The following is a 21,190-nucleotide window of genomic DNA, read 5'->3' as shown; positions in this document are numbered from 1 at the left end:
ACAAGAATGACGACCCCATGACAGAAACGCCCACCATCAAGGTCTTCATCGCCGACGACCACGCGATCGTGCGCGAAGGCTTGAAGCAAATCCTCGCCGAGACCGGCGACATCGTCGTCGCCGGCGAGGCCGAAAACGGCCTCGACGCCGTCAAGCTGTTCCGCGCCGCCGACTGCCAGGTGGTGCTGCTCGACATCTCGCTGCCCGACCGCAGCGGCATCGACGTGCTCAAGCAGATCAAGAAGGAGCGCCCGGAAATGGCCGTGCTGATGCTGTCGATGCACCGCGAGGACCAGTACGCGATCCGCTCGCTGAAGGCCGGCGCGGCCGGCTACCTGACCAAGCAGAGCGCGCCGCGCGAGCTGGTCACGGCGATCCGCCAGGTCGCCGGCGGCTTGAAGTACATCAGCGCCGCGCTGGCGCAGGAACTGGCCAACAGCGTCGGCGAGGACCACGCCACGCCGCTGCACGACACGTTGTCGGACCGCGAATACCAGACGCTGACGATGATCGCCTCGGGCAAGACGGTGGGCGCGATCGCCCAGGAACTGTCGCTGTCGGTGAAGACCGTCAGCGAATACCGCGCCCGCCTGCTGCTGAAGATGAAGCTGAAAAACAGCGCCGAGCTGACCCATTACGCGATCAAGAACCAATTGGTCGAGTAGGCGCGCCGGCGGGCGGCGGGCAAACTGATGCCGCAAAGTAAGATGCCTTCCAGCCGCTAATTCTGCCATTGGCGCGCCGCCGCTTGGCATATCATAGAGGCAGTCAGCAATCCCATATAGAGGCCGTGCGCACCATGTCGAGCAAACCCCTTCCCCCTTCCGCCGCCCTCGCCGGCGCCACCGCGGCGGCGGCGCAAAATCCGGCCGACATCGCGCGCGAGGCGTTCCGCCGCCTGGCCACGCGGCGCATCGCGCCGACGCCGCAAGCCTACCGCGAAATCTACAACGAAATCGCCGGCGTCAGCGACGAGCCCGAACCGGCCGCCGTGGTGGCGGCCAGCGCCCCGATGGCGGCCGACGACGGCGCCGCCGGCGTGCTGAACGGTTTCGCCGTCAAGCTCGGCGAGAACGTCGGCGAACTGGCCGAGTTCGGCCGCCGCTTCAACCGCGCCGTCAAGGCGCGCGACTGGGACGGCTACGCCAAGGCGCTGGCGCAACTCGCCGACCGGCACCTGCGCAAGGGCGTCGGCATCGAAACGGCCGCCGCGCCCGAGGGCGAGCAAAGCCGCCAGCTGCGCGAGCTGCTCAGCCGCACCTTGAGCTTCGCCGTCGCCTCGCTGCTGAGCGGCGCGCCGGCGCTGGTGCAGGAATCCGAATCGCTGGGCAACGCCATCAAGCAAGCCCACACCGACGAGGCACTCAACGAAATCGCCGTGCGCCTGAAGCAGTTGTGCTACCAGATCGAGCTGAAAAGCGGCGACACGGCGGAACAGCAGGAATTGCTGCTGCGCCTGTTCAAACTGCTGCTGGAAAACGTCAGCGAGCTGCTCGACGACGACAGCTGGCTGCGCGGCCAGATCGACGCGGTGCAAAACTTGATCTCCGGCCCGCTCGACCAGCGCGCGCTGGAAGACGCCACGCGCAGCCTGAAGGAAGTGATCTACAAGCAGAGCCAGCTCAAGCACAGCTTGGCGGACGTCAAGTTGACGGTGAAGAACATGATGATGACCTTCATCGACCGCCTCAGCCAGGTCGCCGCCAGCACCGGAGACTTCCACGAAAAGATCGGCGGCTATTCGGACAAGATCAGCAAGGCCGACAACATCGTCGAACTCAACCACATCCTCGACGAGGTGCTGCGCGAAACCCGCGTGGTGCAGACCGAGGCGCTGCGCGCGCGCGACAAGATGGTGCTGGCGCGCCAAGAGGTGCAGGACGCCGAGATGCGCATCCACACGCTGGAGGCGAAGTTGCAGCACATGAGCGAACTGGTGCGGGAAGACCAGTTGACGGGCAGCCTGAACCGGCGCGGCCTGGACGACGTGTTCGAGCGCGAAACGGCGCGCTCGGACCGCCGCGGCACGCCGCTGTGCGTCGCCATGCTCGACCTGGACGATTTCAAGCGCCTCAACGACACCTACGGCCACCTGGCCGGCGACGCCGCCCTGAAGCACCTGGTGAAGATCGTCAAGGACACGCTGCGTTCGATGGATGTGATCGCCCGCTTCGGCGGCGAGGAATTCCTGATCCTGCTGCCGGAAACCACGGTCGAAGCCGCGGCCTCGACCATGACGCGGCTGCAACGCGAACTGACCAAGCATTTCTTCCTGCACGAGAACGAAAAGGTGTTGATCACGTTTTCGGCCGGGGTCGCGCTGCGCCGCCCCAACGAGGACCAGTCCGAGCTGGTCAAACGCGCCGACCGCGCCATGTACCAGGCCAAGCAGACCGGCAAGAACCGCGTCGTCACCGCCGACTGAGGCGGCGGCCCCGGTTGGGTCGCGCCTAGTAGTTATTGGCGATCGCCGCCAGTTGCTGCGTCAGGAAGTCGCGCGTACCGTTCAGGCTGCTCATGGTCGAGTCGAGCGTCGAAAACTGCTTGCGGTAGCGTTTTTCCACCGCCGCCAAATGGTCCTGCATGTCGAGCTGGTCGTCGGTGATGCCTTTGATCGTTTCCTTCAACCCCTCCTGGCGCGTCTTGATCACCCCGCTGCTCGACAGCATCTCCGTGGCCAGAGCGTTCAGTCTGGTGCCATAGCCGCTGGTCGAGGTGAACAACTGCACCATGTCGGTGACGTTTCCGCTCAAGGCCGTGGTCAATTTCTTGTCGTCCACCGTCAGTTTGCCGTCGCGCTGAAAGGAGACGCCGATGTCCGACAGGCGCGTCAGCGTGCCGCCGCTGCTGGCCGTTCCCATCTCCTTGCGCAAGGCCACCATGATCGAATTGGCGCCGGCGTCGCCCACCAGCACCGCGCCCTTCTTGGCGGCGGCGTCGAAGGCGGTCAGTTTGGTGACGCTGGCGCTGAGCGCGTTGTAGGCCTCGACGAAACCGGTGACCGCCGTTTTCATCGCCGCCGGGTCGCGCGCCACGGCCACCTTGACGGTGCTGCCGATATTCGTCGCGACCAGGTTCAGCGTCAGCCCGGTGACGGCGTCGGTGATCGTGTTCGACGGCTTGGTGACGAGGATATTGTCGATCTTCAGCGTGGCGTCCAGCGGCACCTGCTGCACCGTCATGTTCGGGTCGCTCGTGGCGAACTGCGACAGGCCGCCGTCGGTGGTGATGGTGATGGCGTTGGCCGCGCCGCTGTCGGTGGCGGTGACGACCAGGCGGTTGGTGCTGCCGTCGTTGACGATGGTCGCGCTGACGCCGGCGCCGGCCGCGTTGATCGCGTTGCTCAAGCCCTGCAGCGAATAGTCGGCGGTCGGGATGACGACGGCCGGCTTGGAGCCGATCTGGATCGACATCGTGCCCGAGCCCAGCGCCGCGGTGGTGCTGGCCAGGCCGTTGGCGGCCGACAGCTTGTGGCGCTGCGCCAACTGGGTGACCTCGATCGAATAGGTGCCGGCGACTGCGGTGCTGCCGGCGCTGGCGGTGAGGACGGTGGAGTTGCTGCTGGTGGCCGTTTGCGCGTTCAGGGCGCCGGTGCTGAGCGCCTTGAGCGCGCTCTGGAAGGTCGACAGCGCCGACTGGATCGTGCCGTAGGCCGACAGCTTGGCGTTGAACGTGGTTTCCTTGGCTTTCAGCAGGTTCAGCGGCGCGTTCTCGGACGCCATCAACTGGGAGACGATGTTGTTGACGTCGAGGTTGGAACCAACCCCGGTAACGGAAATACCCATTTCATTCTCCTGTGAGGCGGGCCGGCCGGCAAAGCGGCCGCGGCGGCGTACCCGCGCGCTTACGCCTTGTCGCGGATTAACAAACCCTGCAATTTATTCAGCGAGCGCGAAATCGACAGCGCCTCGGCGTTGGGAATCTGGCGCAATACTTCCTGCGTCTGCGTGTCGATCACCTTGACCACGGTCTTGCCGCTGTCCTGGTCGATCGAAAACTGCACGTTCTGCGCCGTCTGGCCGGTGAACTCGTTGAGCGACTTGACGGCGTCCTCCATCTCGCGGCCGGACGGTTGCGTATCCCTCCTGGCCGGCGCGGGCGCGGGCGCGGGCGCGGGCGCGGGCGCGGCCCGCTCAAGCGGCGGCGCGGGCGCGGCGCTGCCGGCCTGGGGCGGCGGGGGGGGCGGTGCCGCGGCCGGGGCGGCGGCGTTACCATTAATTGATGACAGCATGACGGATACTCCTTAGTCGGACGCGGCGCGGGAGGATCAAAGCCTCCCGCGCCGCGGACCTAATGCAGTGTTATGCACACTTGTGTGGGTATAAAAAGATGTCTTCGCGCGCCGGGCTTTTTTGATCCAACGCGCGAATCCAACATTTTCATCCGCTCCCTCAAGAATACAACACTGCCTTCGCTTACGAAAGCGCCATTTGGGCGATTAGCCGCGCAGCAGGGCCATGACGCCGTTCGGCACCGTGTTGGCCTGGGCCAGCATCGCCGTGCCGGCCTGTTGCAGGATCTGGGCGCGGGTCAGTTTGCCCGTTTCCGCCGCGAAGTCGGTGTCCATGATGCGGCTTTTCGCCGACGACTGGTTCTCGACCGAGCTTTGCAGGTTGCTGATCGCGTAACCCATGCGGTTTTGCACCGTACCCAGGTTGGCGCGCTCGGTGTTGACCGCTGCCAAGGTAATGTCGATCTGGCCCAGCGCGGCCAGCGCCGAGGCCGCGTCCGTGATGGGGGCGATGACGACATCGACAACTTCGTTCGAGGTGATGGTGATCTTCTGGCCCGAATCGGCGCCGACCTGGATGTCGGTGGTGTCCCCGAGGAGCACGGCGGTGCCGTTGAACTTGGTGTCGGATTTGATACGCGCCACCTCGGTGTTCAGCGCCTGCATCTCCGTGTTGATATTGGCCCACTCGGCCGTGCCGTTGGTTTCATTCGCACCCTGCACCGCCAGTTCACGCATACGCTGCAACGCGTCGGTGGTGTTTTGCAGCGCGCCGTCGGCGGTCTGGACCCGCGAAATGCCGTCGTTGGCGTTGCGGATGGCCTGGTTCATGCCGCGGATCTGCGAATCCATCTTGGAAGCAATCGACAGGCCGGCGGCATCATCCTTGGCGCTGTTGACGCGCATACCGGAAGACAGGCGCTGCAGCGACGAGTTCAAGTCATTGCCCGACGATTTCAGATTGCGTTGGGCGTTCAGCGACGCCATGTTGGTGTTGATGATGCTCATGGTATTTCTCCGGTTGGCTTGTGGATGATACGGTAAGGGCGGCGACTTCGTGAATCAGTTCGCTTGTTCACCGCAGTTAATTCATTAACGGAACACCCCGCGAAAACTGAAGGCTTTTTAAAAAATAAAATGGTACAAGGCAATAGTTACCGATGCCGTGGGAACGCCGCTACGCCCCGCGATGCATGACGCCATATATATGCCGGGTGCGCCAGGCACCCGGCCGGGGGCGGCGCGGCTCCAGCCCCCCCCCTCCGGGCGGCGGCCCGCGGCGGATGCGCGAAACTGAAGCCTAATCGCCCCTCTCAAGTCTTAATTGATTCTGCCGATAATGACTTATATTGGGGGCCTGGCGAGCAACAAGCGTGCGCAAGCGGTCCCCGGCGCCCGATCGCGGAATCATTGATTATTTAGGCAACAACCAGGAGAAGATGATGTTTGGAACCATGCAACGCGGCGTCGACGCGTACGCCAAAGTGGGACTGGAGACGGGAGTCGTTGCCGCCACGCCGCACAAGCTGGTAGTCATGCTGTTCGACGGCGCGCTGGTGGCGGTGGTCAGCGCCCAGATGCACATGAAGGCCGGTAACATCGCCGAAAAGGGCGCCGCCATTTCCAAGGCCATGCTGATCATCGGCAGCGGCCTGCGCGCCAGCCTGGACAAGAAGGCCGGCGGCGACATCGCCGAAAGCCTGGACGCGTTGTACGACTACATGGGCAAGCTGCTGCTGGAGGCGAATCTGCAAAACCGCAGCGACAAGCTGGAGGAAGTGCAATTGTTGCTGAGCGATTTGCGCGACGCCTGGAACGCCATCGGCAACGCGCCCGCCGTGCAACCGGCCGCGCTGGCGCCCGCCAACGCGTCCATCCTTGCGAGCGCCTGAGCCAATGACCAGCCAAGAAGTGTTAGCAATATATGAATCGATGGTCGATCTGACCGAGCAAATGGTACGGGCCGCCAGCGACGCCGACTGGGACTTGCTGGGCGAGCTGGAGCAGCGCTGCGCGGCCCAGGTGCGATTGCTCAAGGACGGCGAGGAGCCGCCGGCGCTGAAGGGCCAGAGCCGGCAGACGAAAGTCGACTGCATCAAAAAAATGCTCGACGACGACCGCAAGATCCGCGACCTGACCATGCCGTGGATGGCCCAGTTGTCGGCGCTGATCCACAGCACCGGCACCGAGCGGCGCCTGGCCAACGTCTACGGCGCCACCTAAACCGGGGGGGGAGCAACATGCAGCGGCTCGACGCCAGCGGCATCGCCGCGCCAACGGCCGTGCGGGCCGCGCTCGCCGTCGAATCGATCGGCGAGCCGCGCCAGTTGGCCCTGCAGCGTTCGCTGCAAGCGCTGCTGGGCCAGTCGATGCAGGGCGCCGTGCTGGCGCGCCTGGGCGACGGCAGCTCGCTGGTCAACGTCGCCGGCGGCCCGGTGCGCATGACGCTGCCGCCGGGCTTTCCGGTCGGCGCCGAGGTGCCGCTGACGCTGGTGGCGCTCGATCCACGGCCGACCTTCCAGATCGGCCGCGGCCGCGACGCCAGCAGCAACGTCACCCTGACCTACGCCGACCCCGGACCGGAAGCGCCCGACGCCGACGCCACCTTGCCGCACGGGCAGAGCGGCGCCGCCCAGCAGGGCGCCGCCCAGCAGGGCGCCGCGGCGCAAACGCCCCAGGCAACAACGACCGCGGCCCAAGCCCAGGCCGCCCAGCAGGCGCGTCCGGCCAGCCTGGCCGCGGTGCTGCTCAGCAAAGCCCCGCTGACGCCGTCGAACCAGTTGCCGGGCTTCGATCCGAGCGCGCCGGCGCCGGCGCTCAGCGGCGCCGCGCGCGCCATCAGCGGCATCTTGCAACGGGCCGAAAGCCGGCCCGGCGCGCCGCTCGGCATCGTCGGCGGCAGCCCGCTGATGGCGGCGCCGGACGCGCCGCCGGCCGCGCTGGCGCACAGCCTGCGCAACGCGCTCGGCTCCAGCGGCCTGTTCTATGAATCCCACGTGGCCGAATGGGCGGCCGGCAAACGCCCGCTGCAAGACTTGCTGCGCGAGCCGCAAATGGCGCAGCTGTCGCAGGCGGCCCAGGCCGAGCGCGCGGCCGGCGGCACCGACCTGGCCGCTGCCCAGCTCATCAATTTGCAATTGCACACCCACGAACAGGCGCGCGTGTTATGGCAGGGCGAAGCCTGGCCGGGCCAGCCCATGGAGTGGGAAGTACACAAGGACGCGCCCGACGACGGCCGCGGCGAGCGCGACGGCGACGAAGCGGCCCGCACCTGGCGCAGCGGCGTGCGTTTCCGCTTTCCGCTGCTGGGCGACGTCAACGCCTCGGTGGTGCTGGTCGGCGACCAGGTGCATATCCAGGTCAGCACCGGCTCGGCCGGCAGCGCCGCCGCGCTGCGCCTGCACGCGGACGCGCTGGAAACATCGATGGCGGCGGCCGGCTCGCCGCTCAGTTCGCTCACCATCGGCGCCGACGACGGAGCCGGCCATGCCCAATGAGGCGCCGCGGCGCGGCCTGCAGACGGCCGTCGCGCTGGCCTACCAGCGCGACGCCGGCGCGCCGACCGTCGTCGCCAAGGGCAGCGGCCTGGTCGCCGCCAACATCATCGCCAGCGCGCAGGAGCACGGCGTGTTCGTGCACGAATCGAAGGAGCTGGTGGCGCTGCTGATGGACATCGACCTGGACCGGCAAATTCCGCCGGCGCTGTACCGGGCGATTGCGGAACTGCTGGCCTGGTTATATCATGTGGAAAGCGCACAAAGCAGCGGCGCCGCGCCGCCGCCCGCGCCGGACACCGCCGCCCTACTCACCGAGCCATAGGCAGAACCACTCAATGCAAGCACACCACATCGATTCCGGCCTCGAAAACTGGCATGACTTTGAAGTCGAATCGCGCAAGGAAATCGTTGCGTTGCTGCGAGGCATAGCGGAAAAGAAACAACTAATCCGCATGTTGATCCACGGCGAGTCGGACGTCTGCGTCACCTCGATCCTCGAAGTCGACGCGGAACAAAACACGGTGATCCTGGACCGCTCCATCAACCAGGAGCAAAACCGCCGCATCGTCGTCGCCAACGGCATCTCGTTCGAGACCACGCTCGACAAGATCCGCATCCTGTTCTCCAGCGAGCAGGTGCAGGAATGCACGTTTGAAAACGGCGCGGCGCTGAAAATCGCGCTGCCTTTGACCCTGATCCGCTTGCAGCGGCGCGAGTACTACCGCATGGGCACGCCGGTCAGCAACCCGGTGCGCGTCATCATCCCGCTGCCGGCGGAACTGGGCGGCGCGGCCACGCCGTTCCCGCTGGCCGACATCAGTTGCGGCGGCATCGCCATCATGGACAACAAATTAATGCTGGGCGACACCATCGGCAAGGAATACCCGGGTTGCCGCATCGAGCTGCCGGACGTCGGCACCGTCACCACCACGCTGCAGATCCGCAACTCGCTGGACATGACGCTGCTGAATAACAAGCTCAACCGGCGGCTCGGCTGCCAGTTCGTCGACATCCCGCGGCCGATGCTAGCCCACGTGCAGCGCTACATCACCCGCCTCGAACGCGAGCGCAACGCCCGCATCGCCGGCCTGGGCTAGCGGCCGGGAAACAAGCTTGGGGCCGGTTCAGGCCAGCCCCAAGGTCGCGCGACGTCAACGCCAAATTCGATTTGCTCGATACTTGCACCGTCGGGCACTGTCGGAAGGAAATACTCCGGAGGCTCGGCGTCTCCCTGCGGCGATCCGTGCGGCAAGTTTGCATCATCATTTCTTTTGTAAAACAGCAATACCTACCACTACGCACAGCAAAAAACCCGCACCAAGGTGCGCTTGCAGTAGCGTACACCCCAATCCACCCAAGTTAAGAATTTTTCTTTAAAAGTAGAGCGAAATACAATAAAAAGCTTGACATGCCAGTGAGGTAGGGCGCGGCCAGTGAGATTTTTTACCTCATTGGCCGCCATGTCCCTTGCCGCACTGTTCAACGATCTTGCCGCGCATTTGCAGTCCGTCGAATTCCTTCTGACGGCCCGACATATTGAACCCCCCGCCGCATTTTCCCGCCAGCGAAAATTGCCGTTGCCGGCGCTGGTCGCGTTGATGCTTACCGGTATGCGCATGAGCGTCCAAGCCGAGCTCGACGTATTCTTCGCCCATCTGCAGCAACGTGCGCAATTGGTGCGCAAGGTGTCTGAGCAGGCGTTCGCCCAGGCGCGCGNCAAGCTGTCTCTGACGGCCATTCCCCTGCTCAACGACTGGCTGGTCGCACGCGCCGAGNACCACGGATTTGTGCCGCGCTGGCGCGGCCTGCGTTTGGNCGCCGCTGATGCTTCGACCATGCGCTTCGGCTTGCGCGCGAGCCACGTCAAGCGCGCCGCGCTGGCCGATCAAATCCTGTTCGGCCTGTTCCTTCCCGGCGCGGANTTGATGCTTGCGGCCTCGCTGCACGGCATCGAGGACTGCGGCGAGCGGCAAATGCTGGTCGAACACCTGGACCGNCTTTCCGGCACCGATCTTCTGCTGCTCGACCGGGGCTACCCGTCCCGATGGCTGGTATCGCTGCTCAAACATCGNCACATTGCGTTCTGCATGCGCGTCGAGAAGGCCGGCAACGGCGGCTTTCCCTGCGTGCGCGACTTCCTGCGCTCCGGTCTGAGCGAGCAGCTCGTCATGCTGCGCGCGCCCGACCGGCGCGACGCCGACGATTATGAATGCCCCCGAGANCCCCAGCAGGTGCGCCTCGTCCGCCATGTCGCGCCGAACGGCAAGGTGCGGGTGTTGATGACCAATTTGTTCGACAGCGCGCGCTTTCCCGCCGACGGCTTCGGCGACCTCTACCACAAGCGCTGGCGTATCGAGGAAGCCTTCAAGCGGCTCAAGCATCGNCTCAATTTGGAGCATGTGTCCGGCCTGTCCCAGCAAGCCGTGGTGCAGGACGTCGCCGCCAAAATCATGTGCGATAACTTGCAAACCCTGGCGGCCTTGACAGCCCACGACAGCGCCGACCTGCGCGCAGCCGAGCGCATCAACCACGCCTATGCGCATACCGCCCTCAAACCATTGTTGCCGGCCCTCCTGCTCGGAAAAAAGGTGGCGAAGTTACTGCGCGAGGTGCTGCGCCTGATTGCGAAACGGACATACGTCCATAGGGAAAATCTATCCAAAACACGCAAAGCCAGGCCGAAGCCGCACAAGCACATGGCCCAAAAACCATGTTAAAAGGTTGGAAAATCCTTAACTTGGGTGGATTGGCGTACACCCCCTCCAGGTTTGCCGCGCACGCCGGTCGAACCCCGCTCCAGTCTCCAACTCGACAACGTTGAAACCAGGTCTGATTTACCGCGCCCCGCTATAGGCCAGGAACGCGAAGCCAAGCTGAACCAGCTCGCGATGTGGCTGTTCTGCAAGTCCGGAATCTGGCCATGGCGGTCAGTGCCGAGGTTGCGCGGCTCGCGCACTTGCCCCCTTGCATAGCAACGCCACTCACCCCACCGAACAAACTCTTAACACCCTTTCATTTAATTTAAAAGAATTATTAAAGACGGCATTACGTTCCTATTCAAACAATTGCCTAATTAATTCGATGGTAACATTTCATCCATGGCAAATCTGATAGTTGGAAGATCCCGAAAAACACATCCGCCCCATCGTTTAACTCACATTCATCCTTCTCCATTTCATGGAATTAAATACATTCAATAAAAACATGCAATAACGATCTGTCGCTCGCACATTCTGCGGTGAAATACATATACTTATAGGAAAATAATGAAAATCTTTAAAGCGTTTACTGTCAGCACTTTGCTCCTCCTTGGGTCGTCGGCATTCTCAGCGGCATCTGCTCGCGTGATTGACTTCGACGACATCTATGTTCCTCCTCCGCCGCGGTCCGGGCGTAACGCAGTGCAGCTCGCCAACGGCTATGGAGGGTTTAACTGGTCCGGTACACGTGGCCCACAGAGCTGGCTCATCGCGCAGAACGGCGACGGCTGGTGGAGAAATATTCCAGCACCTTCAGGACAAAACCTGGTTTGGAGCAATGGCGGGAGCGATCTGAGCATGTCTGATATGCATGGAGAACAATTTACCTTAGACAGCTTTTTGGGGCGCGCATATTTAAATCGCCCGATCACATTGCGTGGCTTTTTGGACGGTCAAGAAATAATGACTCGGACAGTGAACATTACCACTCAGTTCCAGAAATTCGATCTCAACATGAAAGGAGTAGATAAAGTGACGTGGTCGAGCGGCTTTAATATCCTGCTTGACGACATCACGGTTTCTGCCGTACCTGAGCCACAGACCTATGCAATGATGTTGGCTGGCCTTGGTCTACTTGGTTTCATGGCGCGCCGCCGCCGTCAAGCCTGAGTAAGTTAGTAAGCCCAGCGTCCAACGAAGCCCGCCTTGTGCGGGATTTTTACGCAAACGCGTGCCGCCAGACGCGATTCCGATAAGCGAGAGAACGTTGCAGGTACTCCAAGGGCTGCCGACTCGAAGCTCCACGCGTGCGCTAATAACGCGGGTGTTCGGTACGATATTTCGCAATATGCAGCTCCGCTCCGAGTACCACCGTGATGGCGCCGGATTCATCGGTCCGCAGGCGCCGGATGCCCATCTGGCGGTAGCGCTCGATCACTTCAGGCTTCGGATTCGGTTTGTGTGGGTAGAGCGTTTTCGTTCTGCCAAAACGACAGTGGGGTCAGGTCTCGAAATGACGGTTTCCGGCGGAAAACCGTCATTTCGAGACCTGACCCCAGGGTTTGTTGCGTCGCGTTGCCGCCCGCCGCCGCGCTAGACCTGCATGTTCATGATTTCATGGTAGGCCGACACCAGTTTGTTGCGCACCTGTACGCTGGCCTGGAAGGAGATGCTGGCCTTTTGCATGGTGATCATGACGTCGGACAGGTTCACCGAGTCGTCGCCGAGGGCGAATTTCTTGCCCATGTCCTCGGCTTTGTGCTGGGCGCCATTGACGGCGTCGATCGCGCCCTTCAGGGCGTCGGAGAAGTTGACCTTGGACGCCGGCGCCTCGGCTTGCAGCGCCGGCGCGCCGACGATGACGCCGACGCCCGCCTGCGGCCGCGTCGCCGCCGCCTTCAGTTGCGCGATCATCGCCTCTATCCTGCTGCTGTCGATACCGCCTGTTTTCACCTTGCCCCCCGATCCGCTAATCTGTTACCGCAGAAGAACAAATTCGCGGCATAGTCGACCACGCGAGTACAATATGTTGCACAGGCGAGGTCAGGCTTACAGAATAGCAGCGGCGGCGCCCGGCGCTGCCCGGAGCAGGGCCGGAATCGCCGCTCTGTTCCGCCGATGGCCGAGCCCGGCGGCGCCGGATAATAGCCTCCATTCGCCCCATCCCGCTGCTGGTTTGGCCCCACGACCCACCTTGACGACGCGCCCGGAAACCGACCATGGCTGTAGCGGAAGAACTCCAATTGAACCCCGACGCCGCACCGGCCGTCCCTTTGACGCCGGTCGAGTCCATGCGCAACTTCGCCCAGAGTCCGATGGGCAAGAATTTCCTGCGCGGCTTGGGCGTGGCCGCCCTGGTCGGCGTCGGCTTCGCGCTGTACCTGTGGAACCAGCCGCCCGAGTACCGCGTGCTGTTCTCCAATTTCACCGACCGCGACGGCGGCGCCATCACCGCCTCGCTCGACCAGCTCAACATCAAGCACAAGTTTTCCGAGGGCGGCGGGGCGATCCTGGTGCCGACCGAGCAAGTCCACGACGCCCGCCTGAAGCTGGCGGCGCAGGGCTTGCCGAAGGGCGGCAACGTCGGCTTCGAGTTGATGGAAAACCAGAAGCTGGGCGTGTCGCAATTCCTCGAACAGGTCAATTTCCAGCGCGCCCTGGAGGGCGAGCTGGCCAAGTCGATCCAGTCGGTCGGCGCCGTCGACAGCGCGCGCGTCCACCTGGCGCTGCCCAAGCCGTCGGTGTTCGTGCGCGAGCAGCAAAAGCCGACCGCGTCGGTGCTGCTGAACCTGCACCCCGGGCGCGCGCTCGACCAGTTGCAGGTCAGCGCCATCGTCCACCTGGTCGCCTCGAGCGTGCCGGAATTGTTGCCGGCCAACGTCACCCTGGTCGACCAGGCCGGCAACCTGCTGTCGAACAACGACAAGGACAAGGCCGCCGCCGGCAAGGAAAAAAACCTCGACCCGAACCAGCTCAAGTATGTGCAACAGTTGCAGCAGAGCGTGATCAAGCAGGTCGAGTCGATTATCGCGCCCATCGTCGGCGCCGACAACGTGCGCGCCGAGGCCACCGCCGACGTCGACTTCTCGCAGGTCGAGCAGGCCGCCGAGACCTACAAGCCGAATTCGCCGCCGGAGGCCTCGTCGATCCGCAGCCAGCAAACCAGCGAAAGCACCGGCCCGGCCAACGCCAACCCGGCCGGCGTGCCGGGCGCGCTGTCGAACCAGCCGCCGGGCGTGGCCACGGCGCCGCTGACGGCGACCGCGCCGACCGGCGCCGCGGCCGCCCCGGCGGCGCCGACGCAGAAGGATTCGACCACCAATTACGAGGTCGACAAGACCGTGCGCTACGAGCAAAAGTCGATGGGCGGCCTGCGCCGGCTGTCGGTGGCGGTGGTGGTCAACTACCGCCGCAGCGTCGGCAAGGACGGCAAGATCAACGTCACGCCGCTGTCGCCCGCCGACCTGGTGCAGATCAACAACCTGGTCAAGGAGGCGATGGGCTACAACAAGGAGCGCGGCGACAGCTTCAGCGTCGCCAATTCGCGCTTCGACGGCGTCGACCGGCCGGCCGAGCCGACGCTGGACTGGTGGCGCGACGCCGCCAACTTGCCGCTGGCCAAGGAACTGGCCAAGTTCCTCATCACCGCGCTGATCTTGCTGTATCTTTTCATTAAGATCGTGCGCCCGATGCTGCGTCCGGTGTTCCGCAAGATCGACGATTTCGCCGCGCCGCCGCCGGTCATCGAGGAAGTCGTCGACGAAGAGGAAAAAGTCGACGAGGAAATGGTCAGCCAGCAGGCGCTGGCGACGATGGAGGCCGACACGGCCCGCGGCTACCGCGAAAACCTGGCGATGGCCAAGAAACTCGCCAGCGAGGATCCGCGCGTGGTGGCCAACGTCATCAAGGCGTGGATAGGCAACAACGATTGACGTATTGACGTATTGACGACAGTGAGCGACGACCATGAGTGAAACGACAGGATTGCAGAAGGCCTCCATTTTGATGCTGGCCATGGGCGAGAGCGAGGCCGCCGAGGTGATGAAGTTCCTCGGCCCGCGCGAGGTGCTCAAGCTGGGCGCGGCGATGGCGACGATGAAGGGCATCGCCCACGAACAAGTGGTCGAGGTGCTCAACGACTTCCGCGCCCAGACCGAGATGAATTCGACCGTCGGTCTCGATTCGGACGAGTATATCCGCCAGGTGCTGACCAAGGCGCTGGGCGACGACAAGGCCTCGGTGCTGCTGTCGCGCATCCTCGGCGGCAAGGACGCCTCCGGCATCGAAAGCCTGAAGTGGATGGATTCGCAGTCGGTCTCCGAGCTGATCCGCAACGAACACCCGCAGATTATCGCCACCATCCTGGTCCACCTGGAGCGCGACCAGGCTTGCGAAATCCTCGGCCATTTCACCGACCGCCTGCGCAACGACGTGGTGCTGCGCATCGCCACCTTGGACGGGGTGCAGCCGGCGGCGCTGCGCGAACTCAACGACGTGCTGACGAAGCTGCTGTCGGGCAACGAGAACATCAAGAAATCCTCGCTGGGCGGCGTGCGCGCGGCCGCCGAGATCCTCAACTTCATGAGCGGCGAGCAAGAAGGCTCGGTAATGGACAACATCAAGAACTACGACAACGACATGGCGCAAAAGATCATGGACGAGATGTTCGTGTTTGACAACGTCATCGACATCGACGACCGCGGCATCCAGTTGCTGCTGCGCGAGGTGCAGTCGGAAATGCTGATCATCGCGCTCAAGGGCGCCTCGCAGGAATTGCGCGACAAGATCTTCAAGAACATGTCGCAGCGCGCCGGCGAGATGATGCGCGAAGACCTCGAATCGAAGGGGCCGGTGCGCCTGTCCGAGGTCGAGGCGCAGCAAAAACAGATCTTGCAGATCGTGCGCCGCCTGGCCGACGAAGGCCAGATCGTGTTGGGCGGAAAAGGCGAGGATTCGTTTGTCTAATGTGCCGAAAGAGCAACAGAGCGCCTACCAGCGCTGGGAGATGACCTCCTTCGGCGACGAGCGCGCCAGCGCCGTGGCGGCGCGCAAGGCGGCCGAGCCGGTGCCGGAGCCGGAGCCGGAATGGCCGGAGGAGGCGCCGGCGCCGCCCGACTACCCGACCCAGGACGAGCTGGACGCGATCCGCGAACAGGCCCGCGCCACCGGCCACGACGAGGGCGTGGCGGCCGGCCGCGCCGAAGGCTACGCCGACGGCGAGGCCGAGGCGCTGGCGCTGGGCAAGGCGGCCTCGGCCGTCGAACTGGCGCACCTGCGCGCGCTGGCGCTGGCATTCGGCGGCGCGCTGGCCGAGGCCGACCAGCTGATCGCCAACGAGGTGCTCGAGCTGGCCTTGCAACTGGCCAAGGGCATGTTGAAAACGGCGCTGCTGGTCAAGCCCGAGCTGGTGCTGCCGATCGTCCGCGAAGCCATAGAATACCTGCCGGTGCTGCAACAACCGGCGCTGCTGATACTCAACCCGGACGACGCCAAGGTGGTGCGCGAGGGCATCGGCGAGGAAATCGACAAGGGCGGCTGGCGCGTCATCGAAGACCCGACGATCGAACGCGGCGGTTGCAAGATCGACACCGCCAGCAACCAGATCGACGCCCAGACCTCGGCGCGCTGGCAGCGCCTGAGCCACGCGCTGGGCAAGGACGTCGACTGGCTGGCGCCGTGAGCAAGAACCTGCACGCCGGCCGCTGGCACGCCTACCTGGCCGACTGCGGCGCGCTGGTCGGCTTCGTCGAGCCGATGCAGGTATCGGGCCGGGTGACCCGGGTCGCCGGCCTGGTGATGGAAGCGGTCGGCCTGCGCCTGGCCGTCGGCGCCGCCTGCACCGTGCCGCTGCAAAACGGCAGCCGGGTCGAGGCCGAGGTGGTCGGCTTCGACGGCGACCGCCTGTTCCTGATGCCGCAAAGCGACGTCGAGGGCATCGTCCCCGGCACCCGCGTGTTCCCGGTCGAACCGACGATACCGCGCCCGGGCAAGGTCGAACACCAGCGCCGCCGCCCCAGCGACCGGGCGCGCCACCTGCCGGTCGGGCCGCAACTGCTGGGCCGGGTGCTGGACGGCGCCGGCCGCCCGCTCGACCAGCTGGGACCGCTGCACACCGTCGACAGCGCGCCGATCAACGTGCGCCCGGCCAACCCGCTGGGACGCGCGCCCATCGTCGACACGCTCGACGTCGGCGTGCGCTCGATCAACGCCATGCTCACCGTCGGCCGCGGCCAGCGCATGGGCCTGTTCGCCGGCTCCGGCGTCGGCAAGAGCGTGCTGCTGGGCATGATGGCGCGCTACACGGCGGCCGACGTCGTCGTGGTCGGCCTGATCGGCGAACGCGGCCGCGAGGTCAAGGAATTCATCGAACAAATCCTGGGCGCCGAGGGGCTGGCGCGCTCGGTGGTGGTGGCGGCGCCGGCCGACACGCCGCCGTTGATGCGCCTGCAGGGCGCCGCCTACGCCACGGCGATAGCCGAGCATTTCCGCGACCAGGGCCAGAACGTGCTCTTGATCATGGATTCGCTGACTCGCTACGCCATGGCGCAGCGCGAAATCGCCCTGGCCATCGGCGAGCCGCCGGCCACCAAGGGCTATCCGCCGTCGGTGTTCGCCAAGTTGCCGGTGCTGGTCGAGCGCGCCGGCAACGGCGCCGAGGGCGGCGGCTCGATCACCGCCTTCTACACCGTGCTGACCGAGGGCGACGACCAGCAAGACCCGATCGCCGACTCGGCGCGGGCGATCCTCGACGGCCACATCGTGCTGAATCGGCGCCTGGCCGAGGCCGGCCACTACCCGGCCATCGACATCGAACAGTCGATCAGCCGCGCCGCCCACTCGATCACCAGCTACGAGCACCAGCAGCAGGCGCGCAACCTGAAGCAACTGTATTCGCGCTACGAGCGCAGCCGCGACCTGATCAGCGTGGGCGCCTACAGCCCCGGCACCGACCCGGTGCTGGACAAGGCGATCCTGCTGCACGATCGCATCGAGGCTTTCCTGCAACAGCAAATCACCGAACGGGTCGGCATGGCCGAGAGCTTGCAGCAACTTACCGCTCTATTCGAGTGATGGTGGACCCGACCGGCGTCCTATAATGAGTCATTATGGCCTCCCGCTCCCAACTAGAAACACTGATTGATCTGGCCCGCCGGGAAACCGACGACACCGCGAAGCGCCTGGGCGCGGCGCTGAAGGCGGTCGACGACTGCCAGCAGAAGCTGCAAATGCTCAGCGATTACCGCGACGACTACGCGCGCCGCTTCGAGGCGACGATGGCGGCCGGCATCACCCCGGCCGCCTTCCGCAACTTCCAAGCCTTCATGGACAAGCTCGACAACGCCATCAGCGGCCAGCGGGAAGTGGTGCGCCACGCCCAGCGCCGCAGCGAGGCGGAACGGGCGGCGTGGCAGTTGAGCGAACGCAAACGCATGTCCTACACCACGCTGGACAACCGCGCCCAAGAGGCCGCGTTGAAGCTGGAAAACAAGCGCGATCAAAAGGCCATGGACGAACACGCGGCACGCCAGGCGTATTACAAACGTTGAGAACGCCATCCCGGCAACCTTCACCATACGGCACCAGCATGCAAACCCCTATCCTTCCCGTCCAGTCCAGCAGCAACATCGCGGCCCAGCAAGCCAAGGCCGGCCCGTCCGCCGGGGCCGCCGACGGCGTCGACTTCCAGCGCGCGCTGACGCGCCAGATCGAGCAACGCCAAGCGCAGAACCGCGGCGGCCAGGCGCCGGCGCCGATGCCGACGAGGAACACGGCGCCGGCGCCGCACAGGCCGGCCGCCGCGGCGGCGCAGTTGCCGCCCAAGCCAGCGCCCCAGCAACAAGCCGGGGCGGCCACGCCGGCGCCGGCCCAGCCGCAGGCGAAGGCGGCGCCGGCGCCGGCGCCGGCCAGCGCGCAGAAACCGGCGCAGGCGGATAAAGCGGACGTGGACAAGGACGTCGCAGCGGAGGCCGGCGCCAGCAATGCCGCGCCGGCAACGGCGGCCGCGCCGCAGGCGCCCGCCGACGCCGCCGCGGCAACGCCGGCAAACGCCGCCGAAGACGCCTACACCGGGCCGGTGGCCGACATGCTGGCCCTGGTTGCCAGCTTGAACCTGAGCGTCGCGCCGCCGCCGTCGACAGAGGTGATCGATAGCCAGACAGCCGCGGGCACGGGCGTCTTGCCGGCCGACGCGGGCGTCAAGCCGGCCGCCGACGCGCCAGCCAAGGCCGGCCTCGCCGACCAGGGTGCCGGCGCCACGGCAACGGCCTTCGCCGCCGTCGTCGACGCGGCCAAAGCCGGCGTTGCCGCGGCCGGGAAGTTCGCGAGCGCAACGACGGCGACGGCGTCGACGGCGCCCGCCGCCGACGCGCGCGGCGCCGCCGACACGCTGTTGCCGGCCGCCCAGCTTGCGGCCCAGCCCGGCGCGCCGGCGCCGCAGGCCCAGGCCAGCGACCCGGCCGCGGCGCAATTGGCCGCCGTGAAAACCCGCGACGGCCTGCCGGAATTGCAACTTATACAGGAACCGCCGCGCGAGGCCGCCACGCTGGCGGCGGCGCCGGTGCAACAGGCGTCGCTGCAGATCGCCGAGGCCGCCACGTCGGTGCCCGGCGCCGTCTTGCGCGGCCAGGTCGGCACGCCGGCCTGGAACCAGGAACTGGGCCAGAAAATCGTCTGGATGGTGGCCGGCGCCGAGCAAAGCGCCACGCTGACGCTGAACCCGCCCGACCTGGGCCCGCTGCAGGTGGTGCTGAGGGTCAGCAACGACCAGCTCGACGCCACCTTCACGTCGGCCCAGCCGGAAGTGCGCCAGGCGCTCGAGGCGGCGCTGCCGCGGCTGCGTGAAATGATGAGCGCAACGGGCGTCGAACTGGCCAACGCCAGCGTCTCGGCGGGCTTGTCGAACCAACAAAATGGTGGCAACGGCGAGGCCCGCATGGGCCGCGGCGGCGGCGGCGGCTCGCACGGGGGCGGCGGCGGCGACGGCAACGGCGGGCTCGAACGCGGCGGCGCCGCGGCGCCGCGCAAGGTGGCCCAGGGCATGGTCGACACCTTTGCCTGAGCCCGCCGTGGCGGCGGCGCGCACTTTTCTTAGGGAAACTTTGAGATGCGCGCCCTTCCGCTCTCTTTTCCGCGCATCCGACCGCGCAGAGTTTGCCGATAATGACATAATGGCGACGTGATCCACTTCCCCGCACCAAGGCTCCATTGAAAGCTAATCCGAAAATGAAAGCAGATCCAAAAGCAGACGCGGCGCCGCCGGCGGCGGGCGCGTCGAAGAAAAAGCTTTTGATCATCATCCTGGCGGCGGTGCTGGGCGCCGGTTCGCTCGGCGGCGGCGCGGCGTGGTTCCTGCTGCACGGCAAGGCCGACGCCGAAGAGGGCAAGCACGACAAGGGCGGCAAGAAGAAGAAGGCGGTGAAGGCGGGCCCGCCGGTGTTCGTGCCGCTCGACCCGTTCACCGTCAACCTGCAGCCGGAGAACGGCGAGCAGTACCTGCAAATCGCCTTCACGCTGCAAGTGGCGAGCCTGGAAGAGGTCGAACTGGTCAAGCTGAACATGCCGAAGGTGCGCAGCCGCCTGCTGTTGCTGCTGTCGAGCAAAAAAGCCTCGGAACTAAACACCGGCGAGGGCAAGAAAACGCTGGCCGGCGAAATCATCGCCCAGGTCAACGAGCCGTTCGAGGACCACGGCGAGCAGCAGGAAGTCACCGACGTTTTATTCACCTCGTTTATCATTCAATAAAGCAGTCATGGCCGATAATTTCCTCTCCCAGGAAGAAGTCGACGCCCTTCTCAAGGGCGTCAACGGAGACCAGGACGACGCCCAGGCGCCCGAAGAGGCCACTGGCGTACGCACGTACAACCTGGCCACCCAGGAACGTATCGTGCGCGGGCGCATGCCGACGCTGGAAATCATCAACGAACGCTTCGCGCGCCTGTTGCGGGTGGGCCTGTTCAACTTCCTGCGCCGCAGCGCCGAGGTCTCGGTGGGCTCGGTGCGGGTGTCGAAGTACAGCGAATTCATCCGCAACCTGGTGGTGCCGACCAACCTGAACCTGGTGCACATGAAGCCGCTGCGCGGCACCGCCCTGATGGTGTTCGACCCGGGCCTGGTGTTCCTGCTGGTCGACAACCTGTTCGGCGGCGACGGCCGCTTCCACACCCGCGTCGAGGGGCGCGACTTTACCCAGACCGAGCAGCGCATCATCCTGCGCATCCTCGACATCGTCTTCGAGGCCTACACCAAGTCGTGGGAACCGGTGTTCCCGGTCGAGTTCGAGTACATCCGCTCGGAAATGAACACCCAATTCGCCAACATCGCCACGCCCAACGAGGTGGTGGTGGCGTCGACCTTCACGGTCGAGCTGGGCTCGGTGTCGGGCCAAATCCACTTTTGCATGCCGTATTCGATGATCGAGCCGATCCGCGACGCCCTCACCTCCAGCCTGCAAGGCGAGGCGCTGGAAGTGGACAAACGCTGGATCCGCCTGATGACGCAGCAGATCCAGATCGCCGAGGTCGAGCTGGTGGCCTCGCTGGGCACGGCCAGGGTGTCGTTCGACGAGATTTTGAACATGAAGGTGGGCGACATCATTCCCCTCAACATCCCCGAGCTGATCGCCGCCACCGTCGACGGCGTGCCGGTGATGGATTGCACATATGGGGTATTGAATGGACAATACGCCTTGAAGGTCGAGAAATTACTCGCCAATTCCGATAACATCAAGTAAGACCGGCGCCCGGCGCCGGAGTCCGCAACAACAG

The 21,190-nt window shown here is 65.0% G+C and carries 21 protein-coding genes and 1 pseudogene; 17 read left to right on the top strand and 5 right to left on the bottom strand.

Annotated features, from left to right (window positions below; translation table 11 throughout):
- The first annotated feature begins 17 nt into the window (after positions 1-17).
- On the top strand, positions 18-665 hold the full coding sequence (locus JANGC3_RS0123540) for a response regulator (RefSeq protein ID WP_017878944.1): 648 nt from the start codon (positions 18-20) through the stop codon (positions 663-665).
- Positions 666-799: 134 nt separating this feature from the next.
- Positions 800-2,425, top strand: a complete 1,626-nt coding sequence (locus JANGC3_RS0123535; RefSeq protein ID WP_035788973.1) for a diguanylate cyclase — start codon at positions 800-802, stop codon at positions 2,423-2,425.
- A gap of 25 nt (positions 2,426-2,450) precedes the next feature.
- Here JANGC3_RS0123535 and fliD read toward each other — a convergent pair whose 3' ends face one another.
- The 3 genes from fliD to JANGC3_RS0123520 form a co-directional block, all read right to left on the bottom strand.
- Complete coding sequence (gene fliD, locus JANGC3_RS0123530; RefSeq protein WP_017878942.1) at positions 2,451-3,785, bottom strand: flagellar filament capping protein FliD; 1,335 nt, start codon at positions 3,783-3,785, stop codon at positions 2,451-2,453.
- A 59-nt stretch (positions 3,786-3,844) separates the two neighbouring features.
- The gene (locus JANGC3_RS31870; protein WP_081611964.1) at positions 3,845-4,231 is read right to left on the bottom strand and encodes a flagellar protein FlaG; all 387 of its coding nucleotides are present in this window, start codon (positions 4,229-4,231) and stop codon (positions 3,845-3,847) included.
- A gap of 207 nt (positions 4,232-4,438) precedes the next feature.
- Positions 4,439-5,239, bottom strand: a complete 801-nt coding sequence (locus tag JANGC3_RS0123520; RefSeq protein ID WP_017878940.1) for a flagellin N-terminal helical domain-containing protein — start codon at positions 5,237-5,239, stop codon at positions 4,439-4,441.
- 434 nt (positions 5,240-5,673) lie between these two features.
- Here JANGC3_RS0123520 and fliS point away from each other — a divergent pair, with 434 nt between their 5' ends.
- From fliS to JANGC3_RS34370, 7 genes and pseudogenes are all read left to right on the top strand, one after another.
- The gene (gene fliS, locus JANGC3_RS0123515; RefSeq protein WP_035788971.1) at positions 5,674-6,123 is read left to right on the top strand and encodes a flagellar export chaperone FliS; all 450 of its coding nucleotides are present in this window, start codon (positions 5,674-5,676) and stop codon (positions 6,121-6,123) included.
- 4 nt (positions 6,124-6,127) lie between these two features.
- Entirely contained in the window at positions 6,128-6,454 is a 327-nt protein-coding gene (locus tag JANGC3_RS0123510) for a flagellar protein FliT (RefSeq protein WP_035787919.1), read from the top strand.
- Between the two features lie 17 nt (positions 6,455-6,471).
- Positions 6,472-7,728, top strand: coding sequence for a flagellar hook-length control protein FliK (gene fliK / locus JANGC3_RS0123505; protein ID WP_017878937.1), 1,257 nt, complete (start codon positions 6,472-6,474; stop codon positions 7,726-7,728).
- Positions 7,718-8,050, top strand: coding sequence for an EscU/YscU/HrcU family type III secretion system export apparatus switch protein (locus JANGC3_RS0123500; RefSeq protein ID WP_017878936.1), 333 nt, complete (start codon positions 7,718-7,720; stop codon positions 8,048-8,050). Before fliK ends, JANGC3_RS0123500 begins: the two co-directional genes overlap by 11 nt.
- Before the next feature lie 13 nt (positions 8,051-8,063).
- Positions 8,064-8,825, top strand: a complete 762-nt coding sequence (locus tag JANGC3_RS0123495; protein WP_017878935.1) for a flagellar brake protein — start codon at positions 8,064-8,066, stop codon at positions 8,823-8,825.
- A gap of 363 nt (positions 8,826-9,188) precedes the next feature.
- Positions 9,189-10,445, top strand: a complete 1,257-nt coding sequence (locus tag JANGC3_RS0123485; RefSeq protein WP_051068410.1) for an IS4 family transposase — start codon at positions 9,189-9,191, stop codon at positions 10,443-10,445.
- Between the two features lie 1,044 nt (positions 10,446-11,489).
- Positions 11,490-11,597 (top strand): annotated as a pseudogene (locus JANGC3_RS34370) (FxDxF family PEP-CTERM protein); the annotation flags it as partial.
- A gap of 142 nt (positions 11,598-11,739) precedes the next feature.
- On the opposite strand, the gene JANGC3_RS34175 reads toward JANGC3_RS34370, so the two are convergent.
- Both JANGC3_RS34175 and fliE read right to left on the bottom strand, forming a co-directional pair.
- Complete coding sequence (locus tag JANGC3_RS34175) at positions 11,740-11,865, bottom strand: hypothetical protein (protein WP_269746259.1); 126 nt, start codon at positions 11,863-11,865, stop codon at positions 11,740-11,742.
- A gap of 155 nt (positions 11,866-12,020) precedes the next feature.
- Positions 12,021-12,341, bottom strand: coding sequence for a flagellar hook-basal body complex protein FliE (gene fliE, locus JANGC3_RS0123475; protein ID WP_017878932.1), 321 nt, complete (start codon positions 12,339-12,341; stop codon positions 12,021-12,023).
- A gap of 305 nt (positions 12,342-12,646) precedes the next feature.
- Here fliE and fliF point away from each other — a divergent pair, with 305 nt between their 5' ends.
- The 8 genes from fliF (at position 12,647) to fliM (ending at position 21,156) form a co-directional block, all read left to right on the top strand.
- On the top strand, positions 12,647-14,359 hold the full coding sequence (gene fliF / locus JANGC3_RS0123470; RefSeq protein WP_026133415.1) for a flagellar basal-body MS-ring/collar protein FliF: 1,713 nt from the start codon (positions 12,647-12,649) through the stop codon (positions 14,357-14,359).
- A 34-nt stretch (positions 14,360-14,393) separates the two neighbouring features.
- Positions 14,394-15,392 carry a flagellar motor switch protein FliG gene (gene fliG, locus JANGC3_RS0123465; RefSeq protein WP_026133414.1) on the top strand — a complete coding sequence of 333 codons (999 nt, stop codon included), beginning with the start codon at positions 14,394-14,396 and terminating at the stop codon, positions 15,390-15,392.
- 40 nt (positions 15,393-15,432) lie between these two features.
- A complete protein-coding gene (locus tag JANGC3_RS0123460) occupies positions 15,433-16,107 on the top strand; it encodes a flagellar assembly protein FliH (protein WP_051068409.1) in 675 nt (224 codons plus the stop codon).
- A gap of 74 nt (positions 16,108-16,181) precedes the next feature.
- Positions 16,182-17,498, top strand: a complete 1,317-nt coding sequence (gene fliI / locus JANGC3_RS0123455) for a flagellar protein export ATPase FliI (protein ID WP_198292095.1) — start codon at positions 16,182-16,184, stop codon at positions 17,496-17,498.
- A gap of 35 nt (positions 17,499-17,533) precedes the next feature.
- Entirely contained in the window at positions 17,534-17,974 is a 441-nt protein-coding gene (fliJ, locus tag JANGC3_RS0123450) for a flagellar export protein FliJ (RefSeq protein WP_017878927.1), read from the top strand.
- 38 nt (positions 17,975-18,012) lie between these two features.
- Positions 18,013-19,485: a flagellar hook-length control protein FliK gene (locus JANGC3_RS30965; protein ID WP_017878926.1), complete on the top strand. Its 1,473-nt coding sequence runs from the start codon at positions 18,013-18,015 to the stop codon at positions 19,483-19,485.
- 164 nt (positions 19,486-19,649) lie between these two features.
- The gene (gene fliL, locus JANGC3_RS0123440; protein ID WP_017878925.1) at positions 19,650-20,168 is read left to right on the top strand and encodes a flagellar basal body-associated protein FliL; all 519 of its coding nucleotides are present in this window, start codon (positions 19,650-19,652) and stop codon (positions 20,166-20,168) included.
- A 7-nt stretch (positions 20,169-20,175) separates the two neighbouring features.
- Positions 20,176-21,156, top strand: coding sequence for a flagellar motor switch protein FliM (fliM, locus tag JANGC3_RS0123435; protein WP_017878924.1), 981 nt, complete (start codon positions 20,176-20,178; stop codon positions 21,154-21,156).
- Positions 21,157-21,190: the final 34 nt, after the last annotated feature.

The sequence above is a fragment of the Janthinobacterium sp. CG3 genome (genome assembly GCF_000344615.1).
Lineage (GTDB): Bacteria > Pseudomonadota > Gammaproteobacteria > Burkholderiales > Burkholderiaceae_D > Janthinobacterium.
This window is presented reverse-complemented; position numbering and strand designations above follow the sequence as displayed.